Source organism: Leucobacter sp., from assembly GCF_053528595.1.
Genome location: NZ_JAIVPF010000059.1, coordinates 41,932 through 66,874 on the forward strand (window position 1 = coordinate 41,932; position 24,943 = coordinate 66,874).

The following is a 24,943-nucleotide window of genomic DNA, read 5'->3' on the forward strand; positions in this document are numbered from 1 at the left end:
CCCCTGGGTGCGCGGGTGCTTAGCGGCCCGAGTAGTACTCGACCACCAGCTGCACCTCGCAGGTCACGGGGACCTCGGCGCGCTTCGGGCGGCGCACCAGGCGGGCCTGGAGCTTGTCGAGCTCGACCTCGAGGTAGCCCGGAACGTTGGGCAGCACCTCGGCGTGACCGCCGGCAGCGGCGACCTGGAAGGGCTCGAGGCCCTCCGAGCGCTCCTTGACGTGGATGAGCTGGCCCGGCTTCACGCGGAAGGACGGGCGGTCGACGATCTTGCCGTCGACGAGGATGTGGCGGTGCACGACGAGCTGGCGGGCCTGCGCGGTGGTGCGGGCGAAGCCGGCGCGCAGCACGAGGGCGTCGAGGCGCATCTCGAGCAGCTCGACCAGGTTCTCACCGGTCAGGCCGTCCTGGCGGCGCGCCTCCTTGAAGGCGATGACGAGCTGCTTCTCGCGGATGCCGTACTGGGCCCGCAGACGCTGCTTCTCGCGCAGGCGGACGGCGAAGTCGCTGTCGCTCTTGCGCTTGGTGCGGCCGTGCTGGCCGGGGCCGTAGGGGCGCTTCTCGAGGTAGCGCGCGGCCTTCGGGGTGAGGGCGATCCCGAGTGCGCGGGATCGGCGGGTCTGGGAGCGGGTACGCGACGTGGTCGACACGTGGGTCCTTTCGGGTTTCTGTCCATCTACATTCGAGCGGGGACGCAGCGCTCTCGCACTGCACGCCCGATGTTCTCTCGGTCATACCGAGCCCGCGCTGACCATGCAGCGCACGCGACTCGGCGCACCGGCGCTCGGCGAGGAACCGGGCTCCGGTAAGGGAACGACCATCGCAGAAACCCGGCTACAGGGCGCCTGCCATCTGCATCCCGCTTGCAGCCGGCAGCGGAAGAGATGTTGGCCAGCGAAGAGTCTATCAGATGGATCCGACTGGAGGCCTCACCCGCCGCGCGTGATGCGGCGGATCTTCTCGAGGCGGTCGGAGACCTCGCGCTCGTTGCCGTGCTGGGTGGGCTGGTAGTACACGCGGTCCCGCAGCTCGTCCGGCAGGTACTGCTGCGGCGACACGCCCCGTGGATCGCTATGGGGGTAGCGGTACCCCTTGCCGTGCCCCATGCGCTTCGCGCCGGGGTAGTGGGCGTCGCGCAGGTGCTTCGGCACGAGACCGAAGTTGCCGCGCTTGACGTCGGCGATCGCGGCGTCGATGGCGCTGATGACGGCGTTCGACTTGGGCGCGGTGGCGATGTAGATCGTCGCCTCGGCGAGCGGGATCCGGGCCTCCGGCAGGCCGATGAGCTGGGTGGCCTCGGCCGCCGCGACCGCGATCTGCAGCGCCTGCGGGTCCGCCATGCCCACGTCCTCCGCCGCGTGCACCATGAGACGGCGCGCGATGAAGCGCGGATCCTCGCCCGCCTCGATCATGCGCGCCAGGTAGTGGATCGCGGCGTCGGGATCCGAGCCGCGCATCGATTTGATGAAGGCGCTGATCACGTCGTAGTGCTGGTCGCCGTTGCGGTCGTACCGCAGGAGCGCGCGGTCCACCGAGGCCGACACGATGTCGGGGGTGACGACGGGCGGCCTGCCTCCCGCGCCCTCCCCGGCCTCGTCTTCCGCGACCGCGTCTTCCCCGGACTCGTCCTCCGCTTCCGGGTCCTCGTCCTCCTGGTCTTCCCCGCCCGCGCCGTCCATCGCGAGCGCGGACGCCGCCGCGGCCTCAAGGGCCGTGAGGGCGCGGCGCGCATCGCCCGAGGCGAGCTGCACGAGGGCGTCGAGCGCCTCGTCCTCGACCGTCACGGAGTCGGCGAGCCCGCGCGGATCGGCGATCGCACGCTCGAGCAGGGTGCGCAGGTCGGCGTCCTCCAGCGGTTCGAGCGTCAGGAGCAGGGAGCGCGAGAGCAGCGGGCTGATCACCGAGAACGACGGGTTCTCGGTGGTGGCCGCGACGAGCGTCACCCAGCCGTTCTCCACGCCGGGCAGGAGCGCATCCTGCTGCGCCTTGGTGAAGCGGTGGATCTCGTCGAGGAAGAGCACGGTGGCGATGTCGTACAGATCCCGGTCGTTGAGTGCTCGCTCCATCACCGTGCGCACGTCCTTGATGCCGGCCGTGATCGCCGAGAGCTCGACGAATCGGCGGCCGCTCGAGTGCGCGATCGCCTGGGCGAGCGTGGTCTTGCCCGTGCCGGGCGGCCCCCACAGGATCACCGACACGGCTCCCCCGCCGCCGTCCGAGCCCGCCGCGAGCGTGCGCAGCGGCGAACCGGGGCGCAGCAGGTGCTGCTGCCCCACCACCTCGTCGAGCGTGCGCGGTCGCATGCGCACCGCGAGAGGCGCGGTGTGCGACGGTACGGGTCTCGAGTCCACGTCTCCCATGCTATCGAGGGCCTCTGACAGCACGGCGCGAGCCCGTGCTGTGGCATAGTGGAGGGGTCTATTCCGTTATGGTCGGCGACCCCGGCCCCACACGACAGGTGAGCAGAACCGTGAGTGAAGCGAGCAACGAAACGACCTGGGGGCGCGTCGACGACGACCGCACCGTCTACGTGCGCGAGGGCGACGGCGAGCGTGTCGTGGGTTCTTTCCCCGATGGTACGCCCGAGGAGGCGCTGGCCTACTTCACCCGCAAGTACGCCGACCTCGAGGGACAGGTCACCCTGCTCGAGGCCCGCATCGCCCGCGGCACCGCCGACGCCTCGGCCGCCGACTCGGTGGCGAAGCTCCGCGAGCAGCTCGTCGAGCCCGCGGCGGTCGGCGACATCGCGGCGCTCCGCGAGCGCGTCGAGAAGCTCGTCGGCAAGACCGCGGAGCTCAGCGAGAAGCAGCAGGCCGAGCGCGAGGCCGCCCGCAAGGAGGCCGTCGAGAAGCGCGAGGCCATCGTGGCCGAGGCCGAGCGGCTCGCCGGCCAGCCCGAGGCGTCGATCCGCTGGAAGGACACGAGCCAGGCCTTCGAGCAGCTGTTCACCGACTGGCAGACCGCGCAGCGCGGCGGCCCGCAGATCCCCAAGGTGCAGGCCGACGCGCTCTGGAAGCGCTTCCGCTCCGCCCGTCAGTCCTTCGACTCGGCGCGCCGCGCCCACTTCGCGCAGATGGACGCGAACAACAAGGAGGTCAAGCAGCGCAAGGAGCGGATCATCGCCGCCGCGGAGGCGCTCGCACCCAAGGGCATCGACGGCATCCCCGCCTACCGCGCGCTGCTCGACGACTGGAAGGCGGCTGGCCGCGCCAGCCGCAAGCTGGACGATCAGCTCTGGGCCCGTTTCAAGGCCGCGGGCGATGTGCTCTACGAGGCCAAGGCGGCCGAGGTCGCGCAGACCAACGAGGAGTACGCCGCCAACCTCACCGCGAAGCAGGGACTCCTCGACGAGGCCGAGCCGATCCTGCAGGAGCAGGAGCACGCGACCGCCCGCAAGCTGCTGACCGAGGTGCAGCTGAAGTGGGACGAGATCGGGCGCGTGCCGCGCGAGGCGCTGCGAGAGATCGAGGGTCGGCTGCGCAAGATCGAGGATCACGTGAAGCGGCTCGAGGACGAGCACTGGCGCAAGACCAACCCAGAGACGAAGGCCCGCAGCGAGGGTCTGCGGGGCCAGCTCGAGGCCTCGATCGCCGAGCTCGAGGCGCAGGTCGAGGCGGCTCGCGCCGCCGGCGACGCCGGCGCCCAGGCCGAGGCCGAGGAGAAGCTCTCGGCGCAGCAGTCCTGGCTCGCCGCGATCGGCGACTGACGCGCGGCCGGCCCGGGCCCCGGCCCCGGCCGTGGACTCACCCCGGGCCCGGACTTCGCTCCCAGCCCGGGGTTATCCACATCCTGAGCCGCGCGGGTGGCGCCGGCGGTCGCGTCGGATGACCATGGAGGCATGACCCCGGCCTCACCCGTGAACGAGCTCCGCGCGCGAGCGCGCCCGGTCCCCCGCTTCGACCGCTGGCCGGAGGCCGTCCGCTCGGCCGAACTGCTGCGGGGCAGCCTGGTGCGCTGCGGCCCCGGCGTGCGCGGGGCCGGCTGGCCCGAGACGCCGCGGGTGCGGGCGGCGGCCCTCGCACCGTGGCTCACCTCCGACCGCATCGCGATCCGCATGAGCGCCGCGTGGATCTGGGGCGCCGCGCGCCGGCCCGACGCACCGCTCGAGCTCTCGACCGCCGATCGGCGCCGACCGGACCACGGCCCCCATCGCGACCACCTCCTGCACCAGTTCGCCTACGACCGCTCGGCGCTCCGCACGCTCGACGGCTTCGCCGTCACGGAGCCCGAGCAGACCGTCTACGATCTGCTCCGGATGCCGCACGGATTCGCCCGGCGCCACCTGGTCGCCTGCCGCCTTCTGGTTCGGCTCGTCCCCGACGGTCGGGCGGGCATCGCCGATCGTCTCGAACGGCAGCACTCCCACTACCGCGCGCTGGCTCGCTCGCGCCTGGCGCGGCTGTGAACGGGCGCCCCTGAGCCGGTCCGGCGCTGCGCGGGCGCGGCACTGCCTGGGGCGCCGCACCGGCGCGCCGCCGCGCGAGACCTCAGCTCTGGATGCGGTACACGTCGTAGACGCCGTCGATGCGGCGCACGGCGTTGAGCACGTGCTCGAGGTGCGTGGCATTGGCCATCTCGAAGACGAAGCGGCTGATCGCCAGACGGGAGCTGGAGGTGTTGACCGACGCGGAGAGGATGTTCACGTGGTGCTCCGAGAGCGTGCGGGTCACGTCGGAGAGCAGCCCGGACCGGTCGAGCGCCTCCACCTGGATCTGCACGAGGAACACGCTCTTCGCGCTGGGCGCCCACTCGACCTCGACCACACGATCCTGCTGCTCGCGCAGCTTGATGAAGTTGTGGCAATCGATGCGATGCACCGAGACGCCCTGCCCCTTCGTCACGAAGCCGAGGATCTCGTCGCCCGGCACCGGGGTGCAGCACTTCGCGAGCTTCGCCAGCACGTCCGACGCGCCCGTGACGACGACGCCGCTCTCGCCGCCCGTCTTCCGCGCGCGCGGGGCCTCGATGATCGGCAGTGTCGAGAGCGCGGGCTCGGTCGAGGTCTGCTCGTCGAAGACGAGCGCGGTGACCTTCTCGATCACCGACTGGGCCGAGACGTGGCCCTCGCCCACGGCCGCGTACAGCGCCGTCACATCGGCGTAGCGCAGCTGCAGCGCCACCTGCTGCAGCGCCTCCGAGTTCATCACCTGGTGCAGCGGCAGTCCCTGCTTGCGCAGCGCCTTGGTGATCTCCACCTTGCCGGTCTCGGCGGCCTCCTCCCGTCGCTCCTTGGTGAACCACTGCCGGATCTTGTTGTGAGCGCGCTTGCTCTTGACGAAACTCAGCCAGTTCTGGTTCGGGCCGGCGTTCGGGTCCTTCGAGGTGAAGACCTCGACCACGTCCCCGTTCTGCAGCGCGGTCTCGAGCGGCACGAGGCGCCCGTTCACCCGGGCGCCCATCGTGCGGTGCCCCACCTCGGTGTGCACCGCGTAGGCGAAGTCGACCGTGGTGCCGCCGGCGGGCAAGCCGATGACCCGGCCCTTCGGGGTGAAGACGTAGACCTCCTTCGCGCCGATCTCGTAGCGCAGCGCATCGAGGAACTCGCTGGGGTCCTCCGTCTCGGCCTGCCAGTCGGAGATGTGGGCGAGCCAGGCCATGTCGTTGGAGCTCGGCCCGTCCTGCTGCCCGGGCTGGCGCTGCTTGTACTTCCAGTGGGCGGCGACGCCGTACTCGGCCCGCTGGTGCATCTCGACAGTCCGGATCTGGATCTCCACCGCGCGCCCGTCGGGACCGATCACGGTGGTGTGCAGCGACTGGTAGAGGTTGAACTTGGGTGTGGCGATGTAGTCCTTGAAGCGGCCCGGGATCGGCGTCCACCGCGCGTGCACGGCCCCGAGCACGGCGTAGCAGTCCCGGATCGAGTTCACGAGCACGCGGATGCCCACGAGGTCGTAGATGTCGTCGAAGTCCCGCCCGCGCACGATCATCTTCTGGTAGATCGAGTAGAGCTCCTTGGGTCGCCCCGTCACCTCGCCGCGGATCTTGGCGTCGCGCAGGTCCGACTCGATCGAGCTGATCACCACACCCACCAGCTCGTCGCGCTGCGGGTTGCGCTGGGACACGAGGTTCTGGATCTCGGCGTAGAGCTTCGGCTTGAGCACCGCGAAGGAGAGATCCTCGAGCTCCGCCTTCATCGACTGGATGCCCAGCCGGTGCGCGAGGGGCGCGTAGATCTCGAGGGTCTCCTGGGCCTTGCGCTTGGCCGAGTCGCTCGAGACGAAGCCCCAGGTGCGGGCGTTGTGCAGCCGGTCGGCGAGCTTGATGACGAGCACGCGGATGTCCTTCGACATCGCGACCACCATCTTGCGCACGGTCTCCGCCTGGGCCGAATCGCCGTACTTCACCTTGTCGAGCTTGGTGACGCCGTCGACCAGCATCGCGATCTCCTCGCCGAAGTCGGCGGTGAGCTGGTCCAGGCTGTAGTCGGTGTCCTCGACGGTGTCGTGCAGCAGCGCCGCGGCGATCGCCACCGGCGCGACGCCCAGATCGCCGAGGATCTGGGCGACGGCGATGGGGTGCGTGATGTACGGCTCCCCGCTCCGCCGCTTCTGGCCGCGGTGCGCCCGCTCCGCGACCGTGTAGGCGCGCTCGATGATCGACAGGTCGGCGCGCGGGTAATTGGCGCGCACCGTGCGCACGAGCTGATCGACGGCCCCCGGCGAGCTCCCGCGGGAGAAGATGCGCGGCACCAGACGTCGCAGCGCCGTACCGCCGTGTGTGACGTCGTTAGCTACCACCTGCATCCTCCCTTGAATGTTTGAACATTACACGCGGCAAGCGGTTCAAGGCAAAGCGGGAGGCGCGGGGCTCGGGTCATCGAACGCGGTCAGGCCTGAGCCGTCGCGCTCGCCTCCTCGGCCGGTTCCTGCTTGCCCCGGATCCGGAGCACCTTCTCGTCGTGCCGCTTGATCGCCTCCTCGCCCTCGCGCAGGTGCGCGTACGCGGGCGCCGCGATGAAGATGGTCGAGTAGGCGCCCACCAGGATGCCGATGAAGAGCGCCAGCGAGATGTCCCGCAGCGTTCCGGCACCGAGCACGAACGCGCCGATGAAGAGGATCGACCCCACCGGCAGCAGCGCCACCACGGAGGTGTTGATCGAGCGCACGAGCGTCTGGTTGACGCCGAGGTTGACCGACTCGGCGAAGGTGCGGCGATCGTTGAGCTCGCCCGGCGCCGTGTTCTCGCGGATCTTGTCGAAGACCACGACCGTGTCGTAGAGCGAGTACCCGAGGATCGTGAGGAAGCCGATCATGGCGGCCGGGGTGATCTCGAAACCGGAGATGCCGTAGATGCCGGCCGTGATGATGAGGTCGTGGAACAGCGCGATGATCGCGGCGAGCGACATCTTCCAGGTGCGGAAGTAGATCGCCATGATCAGCGCCGCGAACAGGATGAAGACGATCAGGGCGATGATCGCCTGCTTCGTGATGTCCTGCCCCCAGGCCGGGCCGACGAACGAGTAGGTGACCTCGTCGGCGCTGATGCCGTAGCTCTCGGCGAGCGCTGCGGTCACCTCGCGGTTCTCGGACTCGCTCAGGGCCTCGGTCTGCACGCGGATGTCGGTGGGTCCGAGCTGGGTGACGCGCGGCGCGCTCGACGGCAGCACCTCCGCCACCGCCGACTCGGCGATCGCCGGATCCCGGTCCTGGCTCTCGGAGAGGTGCACCTGGAACTGGCTGCCGCCGGTGAACTCGATGCCGAAGGTGAAGCCCCCGCGCAGCATCGGGCCGGCGATCGAGAGCACGATCAGCACGATCGAGATGAGGTACCAGGTCTTGCGCCGGCCGATGAAGTCGATGGACTTCTCACCGGTGTACAGAGCGTTGCCGAACTCGGCGAATGAGCGAGCCATGTCAGCTCTCCTTCCCAGTGGTCGCGCCGACGGACTCGGCCTCGGGGGCCGCGGCTCCGGCGGCCTTGCGCTCGGCGATGGTCTGGCGGCGCTCCGCCTCGCGCTGGCTGCGGGCGTTCTTCTTCCCGGTGCGCACGGGCTCGCGGAACTGCGCTCGTCCGCGGTACACCGCGCCCAGGCGCTTGGGGTCGAGCCCCGAGGCCGGGTGCCCGTCGCGGTAGAAGCGCGTGCGGGCCAGCAGCGTCATCATCGGGTGCGTGAACAGCGCCACGACGAGCACGTCGACGAGGGTTGTGAGCCCGAGGGTGAAGGCGAAGCCCTTCACATTGCCCACCGCGAGGATGAAGAGGATCACCGCGGCGAGGAAGTTGACGCCGTCGGACGCCAGCACGGTGCGGAACGCGCGCTTCCAGCCGTGCTCGACCGCGTTCTCGATGGAGAAGCCGTCGCGCAGGGCGTCGCGGATGCGCTCGAAGTACACGATGAAGGAGTCGGCGGTGAAGCCGACCGCCACGATGATGCCCGCGACGCCCGCGAGCGAGAGCCGGTATCCCTGCCGCCAGGAGAAGAAGGTGAGCAGCAGATACGTGAGCACACCCGCGATGGCGAGCGACGCGATGGTCAGCGTGCCGAGCGCGCGGTACTGGAACATCGAGTACACGACCACCAGCAGCAGGCCGATCAGGCCCGCCAGCAGGCCGGCGGCGAGCTGGTTCGTGCCGAGCGTCGCGGAGATGTCCTCCTGGCTCTGCACGGTGAAGTCGATCGGCAGCGCGCCGAACTTCAGCTGATCGGCGAGCGCCTTGGCCGAGTCCTGGGTGAAGCTGCCGCTGATCGAGGGACGCCCGTCGAGGATCTGCCCCTGCATCGTCGGGGCCGACAGCACGCTGCCGTCGAGCACGAAGGCGAACTGGTTCTGCGGCTCGGGGGCCCCGTACAGGCGGGTGCTGATCTTGCCGAAGGTCTCGGCACCCTCCGTGTTCATGATGATCTGCACGACCCACTCGCCGGTGGTGGCGCCGGTCTGCGTGGTGGCCATCTGGGCGGTGGCGTCGGTGATGACGTCGCCGCTCAGCTCCACCGGGCCGAGCAGGTACTTCGCGGTGCCCGACTCGTCGCATGTGATGAGCGGCCGATCGGCGGGCTGATCGCGCGTGTCGAGCACGGCCTCCGAGTCGCAGGTGAAGTCGTCGAACTGCTGCTGCAGCGCCGGGGTGATCCAGGCGAGGTCGCCGGCCCCCTCCGGCAGCGGGTCCGGATCGATCGGGCCGAGGTCCTCCTCGGCGCCCTCCTCCGTCGCCGTCTCGTCCGCGGCGGCGTCCTCACCAGCGGCGGCGTCCTCGCCCTCGGCGGCCTGGTCGCCCTGGAGATCCTCGACGTTCACGCCGAGGCCCATCGAGAGCACGGGGCGGAAGTCCAGCTTCGCCGACGCCTCGATGCGCTGCAGCGTGGCCTCGTCGGCCTTGCCCGGGATCGAGACGGAGATGTGCTGATTGCCCTGCGTGGTGATCTCGGCCTCCGAGACACCCGCGGCGTCGACGCGCTGACGGATGATCGACACCGCCTGCTGCAGCTGCTCGCCGCCGACCGCCTGACCGTCGGTCTGCTCGGCCGCGAGCAGGATCTGCGTGCCGCCCTGCAGGTCGAGGGCGAGTTTCGGGGTCCAGGTGGCGTCGCTGCGGAGCACGCCGTACGTGAGCAGCCCGACGAGGCCGACGATGAAGACCAAGAGGAATACGAGGGAACGACGAGCCCTCCGCACGGCGGGTGTGGACGCCAAGACTGACTGCTTTCTCTCTGGAACGAAGATGACGATGCCGCGGTGAGCACCGCGGGGGCCGGGTCAGGCCTTGGGCGCCTGCGCGTCCCCCGGCTCATCGGTGCCGGGCTGCTCGGGGTTCGCGCCGCCGTCGAGGTCCTGCGCCGCACCACCGGTGCTCTCGGGACCCGCCGCTTCGACGCTCTCGACATCTGAGGTCTCGGCATCCGCCTTCGCCGCATCGGCGCCCTCTGCGCCGTTGCCCGCGATGCGCTCGCCGAACGCGGGATCATCGTCGGGCGCGAGCTCGCCTCCGACGACGTCGGCCTCGGGCGCCTCGCTCGGCGTGACGATCTGCGAGACGGCGTTGCGGTGCACCACGATCGTGCTGCCGCCGCTGAGCAGCGTGACGCGATTCTCGGCCTCATCGATCGAGTCGATGGTTCCGAAGATCCCCGACTGCAGCATCACCTCGGCACCGGGGCGCAGGCCGTTCTGCAGCTCCTGCATCGCCGCCTGGCGCTTCTTGCCGTTGCGGAACATGAAGAAGATCAGCACGGCGATGAGGCCGAACATGACGAGAGTGATCGGGTCCAACAGTGGTCCTTTCGATGGGCGTGCGCACGCGTATGCGAGGGGCACAGATTTCAGCAGTCTACCGTGCTGAGACTGTGAACCCACCACTTTGAGGCAACTGGCCGGAGATTCATCCGATCAACACAGCGGCAACGCGGATCAGAGCAGCGTCGGAGCCGATCCCGGGGCCGGCGGCGGCACCGCGCCCACGTGCTCCCAGCCGAGCCGCGTCGCGACCCGGCCTCTCGGCGTGCGGGTGAGCAGCCCCGCCCGCACCAGGAACGGCTCGACCACCGCCTCGATGGTCTCCGCCTCCTCGCCGACCGACACGGCGAGCGTCGAGAGCCCGACGGGGCCGCCGCTGAAGCGCTCGACGACCGCGCGCAGCACCTCCCGGTCGAGGCGGTCGAGGCCGTGCTGATCCACGTCGTACAGCGATAGAGCCGCGTGCACGCTCGCGGTGTCCCCCGGCGTCTCGTGCACCAGGCTGTAGTCTCGCACCCGGCGCAGCAGGCGGTTCGCGATGCGAGGCGTGCCGCGGGATCGGCGCGCGATCTCCTCCACGCCCTGCTCGGAGATCGCGAAGTCGAGCAGTCCGGCGGCGCGGCGCACCACGCTCGTCAGCTCGTCGTCGGAGTAGAACTCGAGGTGCGCCGTGAAGCCGAAGCGGTCGCGCAGCGGGTTGGGCAGCAGGCCGGCGCGCGTCGTCGCCCCCACCAGGGTGAAGGGGGCGAGCTCGAGCGGCACGGAGGTGGCCCCCGCCCCCTTGCCGACCATGATGTCGACCTTGAAGTCCTCCATCGCGAGGTAGAGCATCTCCTCGGCGCTGCGGGCCATGCGGTGGATCTCGTCGACGAACAGCACCTCGCCGGGCGTCAGCGCCGAGAGCACCGCCGCGAGATCCCCGGCGTGCTGGATCGCCGGGCCGGAGGTCTGGTGCAGCGGCTTGTCGAGCTCGGCGGCGACGATCATCGAGAGGGTCGTCTTGCCGAGGCCGGGGGGCCCGGCCAGCAGGATGTGGTCGGGCGTGTGCTGGCGCATGGTCGCCGCGTCGAGCAGCAGGCCCAGCTGGCGCCGCACCTTGGACTGCCCCACGAACTCCGAGAGCGTGGCCGGGCGCAGCGCACCCTCGTAGCCCTGCTCGGACGGCGCGGCCTGCGGCGAGAGCTCCCCCGTCATCGGCGGGCTCCGCCCCGAGCGGCCTGCAGCAGCGCGAGCGCGGCGCGCAGCAGACCCGCGCTGTCGGCCGGCGCACCCGCGTCCCGCGCGTCCTGCACCGCCTGCCACGCGTCCGACTCCCCCCAGCCGAGGCCGACGAGCCCGTCGCGCACCGCCTCCGCCGCCGCGATCGCGGGATCCTCGGCGACCGCGGGAACCGCACCGCCGCCCTCGTCCAGGCCGAGCTCCGAGAGCTTGCCCGCGAGCGACACGACGATCAGCTTGGCGGTCTTCGGCCCGATCCCCGACACCTTGCGGAACGGCTTCTCGTCCTCCGCCGCAACGGCCCGCGCGATCTCGGCCGGGGCGAGCCCCGACAGCACGCCGAGCGCGCTGCGCGGTCCGACCCCGGACACCGCGATGAGGTGCCCGAAGACCTCCAGCTCGGCCTGCGTGGCGAAGCCGAAGAGCGTGAGCGAGTCCTCCCGCACCACCAGCGAGGTGCGCAGGTCGATCTCGTCGCCCGGGACCGCCTGCGACACGCGGCCGCTCGGCACCTCCACGCGCATCCCGATCCCGCCGACGCCCACGACGACCCAACCCGCACCTGCAGCGAGCACGGGCCCGCGAATCGAAGCAATCACACACTCACCCTAGGGCGAACCACCGACACGCGACCCCGCGCCACACCGTTCATTCGAATATATATACGAATGGCGGCACCGCTCAGGCCTCGACCGCGACCGCTCCCCGCGCCTGCTGCGCGCGCACCGCGCGGTTGATCGACGAGACGATCGCCTTGAGCGTGGCGCGTGTGGTGTCGGGGTCGATCCCGACGCCCCACAGGCGCTGCCCGTCGACCTCGAGGTCGACGTAGGCCGCCGCGACCGCGTCGCCGCCCGCGCTCATCGCGTGCTCCACGTAGTCGAACAGGGTGACCGCGTGGCCGTTCTCGTTGATCGCGGTGATGAACGCGTCGACCGGCCCGTTGCCCCGGCCGACGATCTGGTGCTCGCCCTCGCCGTCGCGGTAGTCGACGACGAGCTCCGTCACGCCGTCGCCCGCGCTCGTCGAGGAGGTGCGGAAGAGCTCGTAGCGACCCCACTGCTCGAACACGTCGCCCGTGGTGGGCAGGTACTCGTCCTGGAAGATGCGCCAGATCTCATCGCTCGAGACCTCGCCGCCCTCGCTGTCCGTCACGCCCTGCACCACCGAGCTGAACTCGATCTGCAACCGGCGCGGCAGGTCGAGGTGGTGATCGGTCTTCAGCAGGTAGGCCACCCCGCCCTTGCCCGACTGCGAGTTGACGCGGATCACGGCCTCGTAGGACCGCCCCAGGTCCTTCGGATCGACGGGCAGGTACGGCACGGCCCACTCGATCTCGTCGACCGAGGCGCCGGCGGCCTCGGCATCCGCGGCCATGCGCTCGAAGCCCTTCTTGATCGCGTCCTGGTGCGACCCCGAGAACGCCGTGTAGACCAGGTCGCCCGCCCACGGGCTGCGCTCGGGCACGCGCAGCTGATTGCAGTACTCGGCCGTGCGGCGCACCTCGTCCAGGCGCGAGAAGTCGATCTGGGGGTCGACGCCCTGCGTGAACAGGTTGATGCCGAGTGCGACGAGGTCGACGTTGCCCGTGCGCTCGCCGTTGCCGAAGAGGCAGCCCTCGATGCGATCCGCGCCCGCCATGTAGCCGAGCTCGGCGGCGGCGACCGCGGTGCCGCGGTCGTTGTGCGGGTGCAGCGAGAGGATCACGTTCTCGCGGTGGTGCAGGCGGCGGCTCATCCACTCGATGGAGTCGGCGTAGACGTTCGGAGTCGCCATCTCCACCGTCGCCGGCAGGTTGATGATCACCTTGCGCTCGGGGGTCGGCTCGAAGATCTCGAGCACGTCGTTGCAGACCTCGACCGCGTACTCCAGCTCGGTGCCGGTGTACGACTCGGGCGAGTACTCGTAGAAGATCTCGGTATCCGCGCAGATGTGCTCGCTGGCGCGGCAGAGCTTCGCACCGTCGGTGGCGATCTTCTTGATGCCCGCCTTGTCGGAGCGGAACACCACGTCGCGCTGCAGCACGCTCGTGGAGTTGTAGAGGTGCACGATCGCGCGCTTCGCGCCGATGAGCGACTCGTAGGTGCGCGTGATCAGGTGCTCGCGCGCCTGGGTGAGCACCTGGATGGTGACGTCGTCGGGGATCGCGCCGTCCTCGATGAGGTGCCGCACGAAGTCGAAGTCGGTCTGGCTCGCCGAGGGGAAGCCCACCTCGATCTCCTTGTAGCCCATCTTGACCAGCAGATCGAACATGATCCGCTTGCGCTCGGGGCTCATCGGGTCGATGAGGGCCTGATTGCCGTCTCGGAGATCGACCGCGCACCAGCGGGGCGCCTCGGTGATCCGCTTCGAGGGCCAGGTGCGGTCGGGCAGATCGACCGCGATGATCTCGTGGAACGGGCGGTAGCGGTGGGTCGGCATGCCGGAGGGCTGCTGCATGTTCTTCATGGGCTCGGGAACTTTCTCGTCTGGGTCCTGGGTTCAGCCAACACGAAACTCCGCGACGAGGGAGGCCTGAAGATTAGGACTCGTCGCGGCAGCTAAGAAGAAGCGAGCCGAACAGCATGCCTCTACTGTAGCACCAGCCCGGAGCGCCGACCCGGCCGGCGTCTGCCCCGCAGTAGCCTGGGAGGCATGAGAACGCTGCGCAGGCTGCTGATGGCACTCGGGATCGCGCTCGGGGGCGCACTGCTGACGGGGGTCGGGATCGCCGCTCCCGCGGTGGCCGACGTCTCGGACTTCAGCTACGACAGCTGGCACGTCGAGTACCGCATCGGCACCGACGACGACGGCCGCGCCGTCGCCCGGGTCACGGAGACGCTTACCGCCCGCTTCCCCGACTACGACCAGAACCGCGGCCTCGTCCGCGGGCTCCCGATCGACTACGAGGGAGCGTCGACCGATCCGCGCGACTTCACCGTGACCGACGCGGCGGGAGAGCCGATCCCCTTCGAGATCGAGGAGGACGACGGCTTCATCGCCGTGCTCACGGGCGACGACCGCTACGTGCACGGGGTGCAGACCTACGTCATCGGCTACACGCTCGGCGACGTGATCCTGGCCCGCGACGACGGCGCGGCCGACGAGTTCTACTGGGACCTCACCGACTTCGAGCACCTCCAGCCGATCGAGTCGTTCTCGGCGGAGATCTCGTTCTCGGAGGATCTCGCCGAACGGCTGAACGGCGACGCGAGATGCTACTTCGGCGCCCCGGACTCGACCGCGGAATGCACGATCGAGGGCGACGGCGGGGTGTTCCGCGCCTCGACGCCGAGCCTCGGCTCCCGCGAGGGCGTCACCGTGGCGATCGGCCTGCAGCCGGGCAGCGTGGTGCAGCCGCCGCAGCGGCTGCCGAACTTCGCACTCGACGGTCTGCCGTTCGCGATCGGCGGCGGGGCGCTGGCCGCGGCCGCGGCCGGCGCGGTGGCGACGGGCCGGCTCAAGCACCGCCGGAAGACGGCGCGCGGCACCGTCATCGCCCAGTACGACGTGCCGCCGGCCCTGCCCCCGCTGATCGCGGCCCCGGTCGCCGGCGTCTCGGTCGGCCCGGTCCCCGCCGAGATCGTCCACCTCGCGGTCACCGGCGCGATCCGGATCGAGGACGGCGAGCCGGAGCAGGGGCTCTTCGGCCCCAAAGCGGCGCAGCCCGTCCTGCGGGTGGTCGACCCGCAGCGCGCGGCCGATCCGCTCGACCAGCAGACCATGACCGCGCTGTTCCCCTCCCTCGAGGCCGGAGCCGCGTTCGCGCTGCCCAAGAAGAGCGAGTCGTTCGGCAAGCGCATGACCGCGCTCGGCACCGCCGGCTCTCAGCAGGCGCTGGAGCGGGGCTACTTCACGAAGGAGCGCAGCGGCGCCGCGCGGGTGCTCGGCTTCATCTCGATCGGCCTGATCGCGGTGCTCGCCGTCTTCATCGTGCTCGGCCTCGCCCTGCGCAACTCCCCCACGGCGTTCATCTGCATCATCATCGGCGTCGTGGCGCTCGTCCTCGCGCTCATGAGCGTCTCGAAGCACCGGGTCTACACGCCCGTCGGCGCCGAGTGGCGCGAGTACCTGGAGGGCGTCAGGCTCTTCATCCGGGTCGCGGAGGCCGACCGGCTGCAGATGCTGCAGTCGTACCAGGGCGCGGAGCGCCGGCAGGACGGCACGATCGACGTGATCCACCTCTACGAGAAGCTGCTCCCCTACGCCATGCTGTTCGGGCTCGAGAAGGAGTGGACCCGCGTGCTCACCGTGCGGTACGAGGAGTCCCCCGGATACGTGCCGATCTGGTATCCGGCGGTCGTCGCGCACGGGATCGGCGGCCTCGACTCGACGCTCTCGTCGTTCACGAGCTCCCTGAGCTCGTCCGTCAGCTACACCTCCAGCAGTTCCGGGGGCTCGAGCGGGGGCGGCTTCTCGGGCGGCGGTGGAGGCGGAGGTTTCAGCGGCGGCCGCTGAGCCCCGCCACCACCTCGCTCAGCCCGGTCCCGACTGCCCCGCCCGGTCGGGACTGCTCCCGGCCCGCCGCTCCGCTGCTCCGCTGCTCCTCCCCTCCGTCGCTCACCCGCCTCCTCCCCAGAGCCCCGCATCGGCGAGATCCCGATTCTCGTCGTTGCGCGCCGCCGCGAACGACACGAATCGGGATCTCGCGCAAGCACCCCGGTCTCGCTCTACCGGGTCAGACCGCCCTCCGGGGAAGCGCGGACACCGTCCGCGGCGACGGCCATTCCTCGAGCAGCCGCCGTATCGGCGCGGGCACCGGCCGAGGCGGGCGGCCGGTCGCCAGCAGCATCCGCCGGCCGGCGCGATCCGGATGGGCGAGCACCTCTTCGGCGTGGAACAGCCGGACCCGCCACCCGGCGTCCCGTGCCCGTTCGAGACGCGCGGCGTCGCGCAGGTACTGCTTGCGAGAGGTCCGGTGCTGCTCCCCGTCGTACTCGAAGAGCGCGCGGGAGAGTTCATCCGCGAGGTCGAAGCGTCCGATCCGCTTCCCGTCGCGATCCACGACCACGAGTTGCAGCGTCAACCCGGTGACGCCGGCTCGCTCTCCCGCCAGTCTGGTCGGCGTCTCCATCCGGGACTCCGCGCCGACCCGCGCGAGGCCGAGCGCAGAGCGGAGCCTCGTGACGCCGCGCCGATCGTTGTTCGCGCCCAGCAGCACGTGCAGATCCTCGAGTCGTGCTGCGGCGACCGGATCGAAGCGCGTCTCCGACTCGCGGATCAGCGCGTCGATCGCCACCACGATCTCCGTGAAGGGCAGCGTCGCGCACGCCTGCAGCAAGGCGGTCCCCGGAGGCGACACCGGCACCGGCTGATCGGTTTCAGGCGCACCGAGGAGCAGCGGGACCGACTCGCGGGTCGCCCGGTGCCCGCGGACCCCGCGCGCCCGCACCGGCGTCGTACCGGGTCGAGATTCGACATCGATCGGAGCGTTGTGCTCGACGTAGATCGCGCACCCCTGCAGCGCCAGGGCCGTGGCATGACTGAACCGCTCGCCGTCGCGGAGCCGCGGGAGGTACTCGAGGGCGCGTTCGTACAGCGAGTCGCCCCTGGACGCGAGCGAGCGAACCCCTGGATACGGGGCGTGCAGCGAGGAATGGCGCATCTGGCCCGGGGTGAAGCCGCGCACCGCCGCGTCGCGGACGAGAAACGGCTCCGCTCCGAAGGCCGCGAGAAGATCGCTCCGGTTTCGCCTGCGGTTCCGCATGGTCCATTGTCGGGCGCAGGGGGCGGTCGACGACGGATATCCCCAGGGCTGTCGCGCGCTCCGCACCGGACGGGCCGCCGAGCCGCACTGTGAGCGAAGCCCGAGCTTCCCCCGCGGGACCGCCCGAGACGGGTCGCACTGTCCGCGAGATCCCGATATCCGTCGTTGCGGCGGGCCGGATGCGACAGGAATCGGGATCTCGGCCCCGAAAGAGAGGTGCTGCCCCAGAGGAGGAGCTGCCCCCGCTCAGGAGAGGCGCTACGCCCGCTTCGTGTACTGCGCGCCGCCGAAGCCGAGGATCAGGTAGCCGATCGCGGCGAAGAGCCAGAGCAGGAAGAACGAGAAGGCCCCGCCCTTGCCGAAGCGCTCGCCGAGGCGGATCGCCACGAAGATCGAGAACACGATGTTGACGATCGGGATCAGGTAGAGCAGCGCCATCCAGGCCGAATAGCCAGCGACCTTCACGAGGATGAAGACGTTGACGATCGGGATGATCGCGAGGATGCCGGGATAGCCCGCCTTCGAGAACACCCGCCACAGCGCGATCGCGATGATGACGTACCAGGCGATCGCGAAGATGCCGTAGTTCTGGAACAGCGCGGTGATCTGCGCCTGATCGGTGATGTACTCCATGGCGTCCCCTAACCGGTCACGAGTGGTCTCAGAACCCGAGCCTACCGAGAGCCTTCGGATCGCGCTGCCATTCCTTGAGTACCTTGACGCGGAGCGACAGGTAGACGCGCCGCCCCAGCAGCGCCTCGATCTCCCGTCGCGCACGCTCGCCCACATCCCGCAGGCGCGCGCCGCCCTTGCCGATCACGATGCCCTTCTGGCTGTCGCGCTCCACGTAGATGGAGGCGTAGATCTCCAGGAGGCCGGGCCCCCCGTCGATCCCATCGCGCTCCTCGCGATCGTCCACGGTCGCCGCGAGCGAGTGCGGCAGCTCCTCGCGCGCGCCCTCGAGGGCGGCCTCGCGTATCAGCTCCGCGATCCGGTCGTCCTCCCCCTCGTCGGTGATCTGCGCGTCCTCGTAGAGCGGCGGCGAGGCCGGCATCAGCCCCAGCAGCACATCGGACAGCACGTCGAGCTGCTCCCGCGTGACCGAGGAGATCGGCACCACCGCGTCCCACTCGCGCAGGGTGCCGAGGCGGGTCAGCTGGTCGATGATCTCGCTCTTCGAGGCCTCGTCGACCTTGGTGAGGATCGCGACCTTCTTCGCGCGCGGGAAGTCGTCGAGGCGCTCGTTGATGAAGCGGTCGCCCGGTCCGAGCTTCTCGTTCGCCGGAACGCAGAAGCCGATGACGTCGACGTCGCCGAGCGTCGCCTCCACCAGGGCGTTCAGCCGTTCCCCGAGCAGCGTGCGCGGGCGGTGGATCCCGGGGGTGTCGACGATGATGAGCTGGCCGTCCGGACGGTGCACGATGCCGCGGATCGCCCGCCGCGTGGTCTGCGGCTTCGGGCTCGTGATCGCGATCTTCTCGCCGACCAGTGCGTTGGTGAGCGTCGACTTCCCCACGTTGGGGCGTCCGACGAAGGAGACGAATCCCGCGCGGAAGTCTTCGGGGCGGGATCTCGACTCGCCTGCGGCCCGCTCCATCGGCGGGACCCCGTCCGGCTCTTCGTTCATGATTCGTCCTCCTCATCGGATTCGCCGACCCACCGCGCCTCGACGGAGAGCAGCCGCTGCCGCTTCCGCTCCATGTCGGCCGCCGTCAGCTCGATGCCCGCGACCACCACGGTGTCGCCGGTCACCGGCAGCCGTCCCAGGTGCTTCACGAAGAGGCCGCCCACGCTGTCGACCTCGTCGTCCTCCAGCTCCCGCTCGAACAGCTCGCCCAGGCGCTCGGCCGAGAGCCGGGCGTTCACGAGGAACGACCCGTCCTCCTGCAGCTCGACCTCGGGCAACTCGCGGTCGTGCTCGTCGGAGATGTCCCCCAGCAGCTCCTCGATCAGGTCCTCGAGCGTCACCAGTCCCGAGATCCCGCCGTACTCGTCGACGACGAGCGCCAGGTGGTTCGAGTCCCGCTGCATCTGGCGCAGCAGCTCGTCGGCGCGCTGCAGCTCGGGCACGAACACCGCAGGCTTCATGATGCGGGTGACCGGCACCGTCTCCGCCTCCTCGGGCCGGCGCAGCACGAAGCCGCTCGCGTCGCGCAGATAGGCGATGCCGGCGACATCGTCGACCTCGCCGGCGATGACTGGGATGCGGGAGTGCCGCGCGGCGAGCAGCTGCTCGAGGGCGTCGCGCACGCTGTCCTCGCTCGAGACCGTGATCATGTCGATGCGCGGCACCATCACCTCGCGCACCAGCGTGTCGCCGAACTCCACCAGCGAGTGGATGTACTCGCGGTCGTCGTCCTCGAGCAGCGCCTGCTCCGCAGCCTGGTCGACCATCGAGAGCAGCTGCTGCTCGTCCCGGATGCGCGCCGAGCCGCGGCCCGGAGTGACCCGGTCGCCGAAGCGCGTGAGACCGATCGCGATGGGGCCGAGCAGCACGCGGATCGCGCGCACGGTCGGCGCCGCGAAGCGGATCACCCCCTCGGGCCGGTGCATGCCGACGGTACGGGGGCTCGATCCCACGAGCACGAAGGTGGTGGCCGTCATCACGAGGGTCGCGAGCACGAGTTCGAGCCACAGCGCCTGCAGCGAGTAGGCCAGCACGAGCGTGATGAGCACCGCGGAGAGCGTCTCCGCGAACACGCGCGCGAAGCTCAGCGCGTTCAGGTGCGCGGGCTCGTCCTCCGCGATGGCGCGGATGGCGCGTCCCGTGCGCGGCGAGTCGTCGGCGAGCGCCAGCAGCTCGGCACGGGATCGCACGCCGAGCGCGGCATCGGTCGCGGCGAGCAGGCCGCCCACCGCCATCAGCACGACGGCCGCCGCGAGCAGCAGCAGCGCGAGACCGAGCGTCATCGAGACCGCTCGTGCATCGCGAAGGCGAGCAGCAGGTCGCGCTGCAGGCCGAACATCTCGGCCTCCTCGTCGGGGGTCGCGTGGTCGAAGCCGAGCAGGTGCAGCATGCCGTGCGTCAGCAGCACCGACATCTCCTGCGCGAGATCGTGCCCGGCGGCCTCCGCCTGCAGCTCGGCCACCTGCGGGCAGATCACCACGTCGCCGAGCAGGCCCGCGGGTGTCTGGGCGTCCACGCGGCCCGGCCGCAGCTCGTCCATGGGGAAGCTCAGCACGTCGGTGGGGCCCGGCTCGTCCATCCACTGCACGTGCAGCTGCTCGATCGCGGCCTCGTCGACCAGCACCACGCCCAGCTCGGTGTCGGGGTGCACGTGCAGCGACTCCAGCACGAACGCCGCCAGGCGCTGCAGCCGGGCCTCCTCGACCGCGACGCCGGACTCGTTGTTGATCTCGACGCTCACCGGGCGTCTCCCTTCTGCTGCGCGATGCGCTCGCGCTCCGTCTGGTCGTAAGCCGAGTACGCGTCGACGATGCGGCTGACGAGGTTGTGCCGCACGATGTCGTCGGAGCCGAGCTCGGCGAAGTGGATGTCGTCGACGCCGCGCAGGATGCGGTTCACCACGCGCAGCCCGCTCGCGGCGATCGGCAGGTCGACCTGCGTGATGTCGCCGGTGACCACCATCTTGGAGCCGTAGCCGAGGCGCGTGAGGAACATCTTCATCTGCTCGGGGGTGGTGTTCTGCGCCTCGTCGAGGATCACGAACGACTCGTTGAGCGTGCGTCCGCGCATGTAGGCGAGCGGGGCCACCTCGATCGTGCCGCTCGCCAGCAGCTTGGGCACGACGTCGGGATCCATCATCGAGCCGATCGCGTCGAAGAGCGGCCGCAGGTACGGGTCGATCTTGTCCTCGAGCGATCCCGGCAGGTAGCCGAGCCGCTCGCCCGCCTCGACCGCGGGGCGGGTCAGGATGATCTTCGCCACCTCGCGGCGCTGCAGGGCCTGCACGGCCTTCGCCATGGCGAGGTACGTCTTGCCGGTGCCGGCGGGGCCGATCCCGAACACGATCGTGTGCGCGTCGATCGCGTCGACGTAGGCGCGCTGCCCCCGGGTCTGGGGGCGCACGGCGTGCCCGCGCACCGTGAGGATCGGCTCGCTGAGCACCTGCGCGGCCGTCGGCCCGTTTCCCTCGTGCACCATTCGGGTGACCTCTTTCACATCGCGGCGCGACACCGCGCCGCTGAGTCGTGCGAGCTGCAGGATCTCACGGACCACCGTCTCGGCCGTGCGCACGGCCGGGGCCGGTCCGCTCATCGTGAGCACCTGATCGCGCGCGTGGAAGGCGACTCGCGGGTGCTGCGCCTCGAGGTCGGCGATGAGCTGATCCCGGTGGCCGAGGAAGGAGGCCAGGTCGACCCCCTCCAGCAGCACGGTGCGCTGCAGTTCGGGCCCGTCCGGGGATCCGGCGTCGGGCGCGACCGGGAACTCCGCGTCAGGATCCAACGAGCGACCGCTCCTCGAGTGCGCCGGCGAGCACGTGCGCGTGCACGTGGAACACGGTCTGCCCCGCGCTCGCGCCGTTGTTGAAGATGAGCCGGTACTCGCCGTTCGAGAGCTGCTCGGCGAGCTGCTTCGCGACCGCGACCATCTCGGCGAGCAGTTCCGGATCGCCGGCGGCGAGCTCGGTCACGTCCGCGTACTCGGTGGTCTTCGGGATGACGAGCACGTGCACGGGCGCCTGCGGCGCGATGTCGGGGAACGCGATCACGCGCTCGGTCTCCGCGAGGATCTCGACCGGGATCTCGCCCGATACGATCTTGCCGAAGATGGTGTCCTGTGCCATGCCGACCAGTCTACCGGGCAGCGCTGCCGCCGGTTGAGCGGAGCGACGAAGGAGCGCGGTCGAAACCCTCCGCACCCCGTGGTTCCGACCGCGGGCTCAGCTCGATCGGCGGGGACGCCGCCTACCAGCGGTCGAGCGCCACGTTGAGCACCGCGAGCGCCGCGGGTCCCGCGGACGACGTGCGCAGCACGGTCGAGCCGAGCACGAGCACCCGCGCCCCCGCGGCCTCGAACGCGTCGAGCTCGTCGTCGGCGAGGCCGCCCTCGGGTCCGACGACGACGAGGATCTCCGCGGCCCGGGTCTCGAGCGCCGCGCACCGGGCGGCCCACGCCGAGAGCGTGCGATCCCCGCGCGGGTGCAGCACGACGACCTCGGCGCCCGCACCGCCCGCGATCTCGCACAGCTCGGCGAGCCCGACCGGGTCCCGCACCTCGGGGATCCGTGCTCTGAGCGACTGCTTCGACGCCTCGCGGGCGATCCGCCGCCACTTCGCGACGCCCCTGGCCGCCTTGTCCGATGCGCCGGAGCCGTCCCAGCGCGAGACCGAGCGCGCCGCCTGCCAGGGCACGACCGCGTCGACGCCGAACTCGGTGGCCTGCTCGACCGCGCGCTCGTCGCGGTCGCCCTTCGCGAGGGCCTGGACGAGCACGAGCGAGGTCTCCGGGACGCGTGCGCGGTGCACGGCTTCGAGCCGCACCGCGAAGCGGTCCTTCGCGACCGCCTCGACGATGCCCTCGCCGAGGGCGCCCGCGCCGTCGCCGATGAGGATCCTCTCGCCCGCACGGAGCCGGCTCACGCGCACCGCGTGTCGCGCCTCCTCGCCGGTGACCTCCACGAGGGCGCCGACGGTGAGCGCGCCCTCGTCGAGGTCCTCGCGGTAGTAGAGGTTGGCCACGGGCTCAGCCCTGGCGGAAGAAGCGGTCTCGGATCTTGCCGAAGAAGCCCTGCTGGAACTCACCGAGGTGGGGCGGCTCGTCCTTGCGCAGCGAGGCGAGCTGGCGCACCAGATCCCGCTCCCGGCTCGAGAGCTTGGTCGGCGTGACCACCTGCACCGCGATCTTCAGGTCGCCCCGGGTCGTGCTGCGCAGGCCCTGGATGCCGCGACCGCGCACCGTGAGCACGTCGCCGGACTGCGTGCCCGGCTCGATCACGACCGCGGCCTCTCCGTCGAGCGCGGCGAGCTTCGCCTCGGCGCCGAGGATGGCGTCGGTCATCGAGAGCTGCATGGTGCAGAGCAGGTCGTTGCCGTCGCGGCTGAAGATGTCGTGGTGCATCACGCGGAACTCGATGAAGAGGTCGCCGTTGGGGCCGCCGCCCGGCCCCACCTCGCCGCCGCCGCGCATCTGCATGCGGGTGCCGGTGTCGATGCCGGAGGGGATGTCCACGGGGATCGTGCGCCGCTCGCGCACGCGTCCCTTGCCGCCGCACTCCACGCAGGGGTGCTCGATGACGGTGCCGTAGCCCTGGCAGCTGCCGCAGGGGTGCATGGTCACGACGTTGCCGAAGAGGGAGCGCACCTGGCGCTGCACCTGCCCGTGCCCGCCGCAGACGTCGCAGGTGACGGGGTGGGTGCCCGGCTGGCAGCAGCTGCCCTGGCAGACGCCGCAGAGCACCGCGGTGTTGACGGTCACGTCGCGCTGGGCGCCGAAGATGACCTCCTCGAGCGACACGTCCACCCGGATCATCGCGTCCTCGCCGCGCTCCGCGCGCGAGCGGGGGCCGCGCTGACCCGCGCCGCCGAAGCCGCCGCCGAAGAAGGTCTCGAAGATGTCGCCGAAGCCGCCCATGCCGGCCTGCCCGCCGCCCAGGTCGTATCGCTGGCGCTGCTCGGGATCGCTCAGCACGTCGTAGGCGTGCGTCACGCTCTTGAAGCGCTCCGCGGCGTCCTCGCTGGGGTTCACGTCGGGGTGCAGCTCGCGCGCGAGCCGTCGATAGGCCTTCTTGATCTCTTCGGGCGTCGCCTCGCGCGACACGCCGAGGGTCTCGTAGTGGTCGGCCACTGTGTCAGCTCCTCAGGGTGGGGGGGGTGATGATGAACGATTCGCGGGTGGGATCGGGTTATTGATCCTCGCCCAGCAGGCGGTTGAGGTAGCGCGCGACGGCGCGCACCGCGGAGATGTTCGCGGCGTAGTCCATGCGCAGCGGGCCGAGGACGCCGAGCTTCGAGACGGAGGCGCCCTCCTGCTCGTAGTTCGAGGCGATCACGGAGGTGGCCGACAGGCCGTACACCTCGTTCTCCCGCCCGATCGACGCGGCGACCTCCCGGCCGTCCTGCACCAGCTCGTCGAAGAGCCGCAGCAGCGTGACCTGCTCCTCGATCGCCTCGAGCACCGCGGGCAGCGCCACCCCGAACTCTCCCGGGCGGGAGATGTTGGCGGCTCCCGCGACGGCGATGCGGTCGTTGCGATTCGCCTGCAGCTGGCTGCGCACGACCTCGAGCACCCGGCGCACCAGATCGGCCTCGCCGGGTCGCGCCTCGGTCTCCGCGCGCGCCTCGAGCTCGCCGACCGCCGACACCGCGGTCTCGACATCGGCGCCCACGGCCGCCGCGGCGATCTCCTCGCGGAGCCCGTGCACCCAGGCCTCGGTGACGCGGGACGCCGGGAGCCAGGCGACCTGCTGCTCGACGACGCCGCTGCCGAGGATCAGCACGCACAGCACCCGGTCCTCGCCGATGGCGACGAGGTCGATGTGGCGCACCACGGTGCGCCGCAGGGAGGGGTACTGGGCGACGGCGACCTGATTGGTGAGCTGCGCGAGCAGGCGCACCGTGCGCGCCATGACGTCGTCGAGATCCGTCGACTCCCCCAGGAAGCGCTCGATGGCGGTGCGCTGCGCGGTGGTCAGCGGGCGGATCCTGGCGAGCGTGTCGACGTAGAGCCGGTACCCCTTGTCGGTGGGCACCCGACCGGAGGAGGTGTGGGGCTGCGCGATGAGCTCGTCCTCCTCGAGCAGCGCCATGTCGTTCCGGATCGTGGCCGCCGAGACGCCGAAGCTGTGACGGTCCACGATGGCCTTCGAACCGACGGGCTCGTTGGAGGACACGTAGTCGCTGACGATGGCGTGCAGAACCGCCAGGCTGCGCTCGGATACCATCGCCCCTCCTCACCCTGGCACTCG

General features: G+C 70.6%; 22 protein-coding genes. 3 read left to right on the forward strand and 19 right to left on the reverse strand.

Annotation, left to right across the window (positions count from 1 at the left end):
- Positions 1-19: 19 nt before the first annotated feature.
- Together rpsD and ACWKZU_RS12085 are read right to left on the reverse strand one after the other, a co-directional pair.
- Positions 20-649: a 30S ribosomal protein S4 gene (gene rpsD, locus ACWKZU_RS12080; protein WP_449282572.1), complete on the reverse strand. Its 630-nt coding sequence runs from the start codon at positions 647-649 to the stop codon at positions 20-22.
- 279 nt (positions 650-928) lie between these two features.
- Complete coding sequence (locus ACWKZU_RS12085) at positions 929-2,359, reverse strand: replication-associated recombination protein A (RefSeq protein ID WP_449282573.1); 1,431 nt, start codon at positions 2,357-2,359, stop codon at positions 929-931.
- A 68-nt stretch (positions 2,360-2,427) separates the two neighbouring features.
- On the opposite strand from ACWKZU_RS12085, the gene ACWKZU_RS12090 reads away from it, so the two are divergent.
- Together ACWKZU_RS12090 and ACWKZU_RS12095 are read left to right on the forward strand one after the other, a co-directional pair.
- A complete protein-coding gene (locus ACWKZU_RS12090) occupies positions 2,428-3,705 on the forward strand; it encodes a DUF349 domain-containing protein (protein ID WP_449282574.1) in 1,278 nt (425 codons plus the stop codon).
- Between the two features lie 132 nt (positions 3,706-3,837).
- Positions 3,838-4,404 carry a hypothetical protein gene (locus tag ACWKZU_RS12095; RefSeq protein WP_449282575.1) on the forward strand — a complete coding sequence of 189 codons (567 nt, stop codon included), beginning with the start codon at positions 3,838-3,840 and terminating at the stop codon, positions 4,402-4,404.
- 82 nt (positions 4,405-4,486) lie between these two features.
- On the opposite strand, the gene ACWKZU_RS12100 is transcribed toward ACWKZU_RS12095, so the two are convergent.
- The 7 genes from ACWKZU_RS12100 to leuA form a co-directional block, all read right to left on the reverse strand.
- Entirely contained in the window at positions 4,487-6,742 is a 2,256-nt protein-coding gene (locus tag ACWKZU_RS12100) for a RelA/SpoT family protein (RefSeq protein WP_449282576.1), read from the reverse strand.
- Positions 6,743-6,825: 83 nt separating this feature from the next.
- Entirely contained in the window at positions 6,826-7,851 is a 1,026-nt protein-coding gene (secF, locus tag ACWKZU_RS12105; protein ID WP_449282577.1) for a protein translocase subunit SecF, read from the reverse strand.
- A 1-nt stretch (position 7,852) separates the two neighbouring features.
- Positions 7,853-9,631: a protein translocase subunit SecD gene (secD, locus tag ACWKZU_RS12110; RefSeq protein WP_449282578.1), complete on the reverse strand. Its 1,779-nt coding sequence runs from the start codon at positions 9,629-9,631 to the stop codon at positions 7,853-7,855.
- Between the two features lie 63 nt (positions 9,632-9,694).
- Entirely contained in the window at positions 9,695-10,207 is a 513-nt protein-coding gene (gene yajC / locus ACWKZU_RS12115; RefSeq protein WP_449282579.1) for a preprotein translocase subunit YajC, read from the reverse strand.
- Between the two features lie 138 nt (positions 10,208-10,345).
- Positions 10,346-11,365, reverse strand: coding sequence for a Holliday junction branch migration DNA helicase RuvB (gene ruvB / locus ACWKZU_RS12120; RefSeq protein ID WP_449282580.1), 1,020 nt, complete (start codon positions 11,363-11,365; stop codon positions 10,346-10,348).
- Positions 11,362-11,988 (reverse strand): Holliday junction branch migration protein RuvA, encoded by a 627-nt coding sequence (ruvA, locus tag ACWKZU_RS12125; RefSeq protein WP_449282581.1) that lies wholly within the window; start codon positions 11,986-11,988, stop codon positions 11,362-11,364. Before ruvA ends, ruvB begins: the two co-directional genes overlap by 4 nt.
- 82 nt (positions 11,989-12,070) lie before the next feature.
- Positions 12,071-13,837, reverse strand: coding sequence for a 2-isopropylmalate synthase (leuA, locus tag ACWKZU_RS12130; RefSeq protein WP_449282582.1), 1,767 nt, complete (start codon positions 13,835-13,837; stop codon positions 12,071-12,073).
- Between the two features lie 186 nt (positions 13,838-14,023).
- On the opposite strand from leuA, the gene ACWKZU_RS12135 reads away from it, so the two are divergent.
- Positions 14,024-15,826 carry a DUF2207 domain-containing protein gene (locus ACWKZU_RS12135; protein ID WP_449282583.1) on the forward strand — a complete coding sequence of 601 codons (1,803 nt, stop codon included), beginning with the start codon at positions 14,024-14,026 and terminating at the stop codon, positions 15,824-15,826.
- Positions 15,827-16,046: 220 nt separating this feature from the next.
- Here the strand turns inward: ACWKZU_RS12135 and ACWKZU_RS12140 are convergent, their stop codons facing one another.
- The 10 genes from ACWKZU_RS12140 to hrcA form a co-directional block, all read right to left on the reverse strand.
- On the reverse strand, positions 16,047-17,075 hold the full coding sequence (locus ACWKZU_RS12140) for a hypothetical protein (protein ID WP_449282584.1): 1,029 nt from the start codon (positions 17,073-17,075) through the stop codon (positions 16,047-16,049).
- Positions 17,076-17,333: 258 nt separating this feature from the next.
- Positions 17,334-17,708 carry a DUF5684 domain-containing protein gene (locus ACWKZU_RS12145; protein WP_449282585.1) on the reverse strand — a complete coding sequence of 125 codons (375 nt, stop codon included), beginning with the start codon at positions 17,706-17,708 and terminating at the stop codon, positions 17,334-17,336.
- A gap of 28 nt (positions 17,709-17,736) precedes the next feature.
- A complete protein-coding gene (era, locus tag ACWKZU_RS12150) occupies positions 17,737-18,672 on the reverse strand; it encodes a GTPase Era (protein WP_449282602.1) in 936 nt (311 codons plus the stop codon).
- Between the two features lie 26 nt (positions 18,673-18,698).
- The gene (locus tag ACWKZU_RS12155) at positions 18,699-19,985 is read right to left on the reverse strand and encodes a hemolysin family protein (RefSeq protein ID WP_449282586.1); all 1,287 of its coding nucleotides are present in this window, start codon (positions 19,983-19,985) and stop codon (positions 18,699-18,701) included.
- Positions 19,982-20,443 carry an rRNA maturation RNase YbeY gene (gene ybeY, locus ACWKZU_RS12160; protein WP_449282587.1) on the reverse strand — a complete coding sequence of 154 codons (462 nt, stop codon included), beginning with the start codon at positions 20,441-20,443 and terminating at the stop codon, positions 19,982-19,984. Before ybeY ends, ACWKZU_RS12155 begins: the two co-directional genes overlap by 4 nt.
- On the reverse strand, positions 20,440-21,483 hold the full coding sequence (locus tag ACWKZU_RS12165; RefSeq protein WP_449282588.1) for a PhoH family protein: 1,044 nt from the start codon (positions 21,481-21,483) through the stop codon (positions 20,440-20,442). Before ACWKZU_RS12165 ends, ybeY begins: the two co-directional genes overlap by 4 nt.
- Complete coding sequence (locus tag ACWKZU_RS12170; RefSeq protein WP_449282589.1) at positions 21,473-21,823, reverse strand: histidine triad nucleotide-binding protein; 351 nt, start codon at positions 21,821-21,823, stop codon at positions 21,473-21,475. Before ACWKZU_RS12170 ends, ACWKZU_RS12165 begins: the two co-directional genes overlap by 11 nt.
- A 121-nt stretch (positions 21,824-21,944) precedes the next feature.
- Entirely contained in the window at positions 21,945-22,718 is a 774-nt protein-coding gene (locus tag ACWKZU_RS12175; RefSeq protein WP_449282590.1) for a 16S rRNA (uracil(1498)-N(3))-methyltransferase, read from the reverse strand.
- Positions 22,719-22,722: 4 nt separating this feature from the next.
- Positions 22,723-23,823 (reverse strand): molecular chaperone DnaJ, encoded by a 1,101-nt coding sequence (gene dnaJ, locus ACWKZU_RS12180; RefSeq protein WP_449282591.1) that lies wholly within the window; start codon positions 23,821-23,823, stop codon positions 22,723-22,725.
- Positions 23,824-23,881: 58 nt separating this feature from the next.
- On the reverse strand, positions 23,882-24,919 hold the full coding sequence (gene hrcA, locus ACWKZU_RS12185) for a heat-inducible transcriptional repressor HrcA (protein ID WP_449282592.1): 1,038 nt from the start codon (positions 24,917-24,919) through the stop codon (positions 23,882-23,884).
- Between the last annotated feature and the right edge of the window lie 24 nt (positions 24,920-24,943).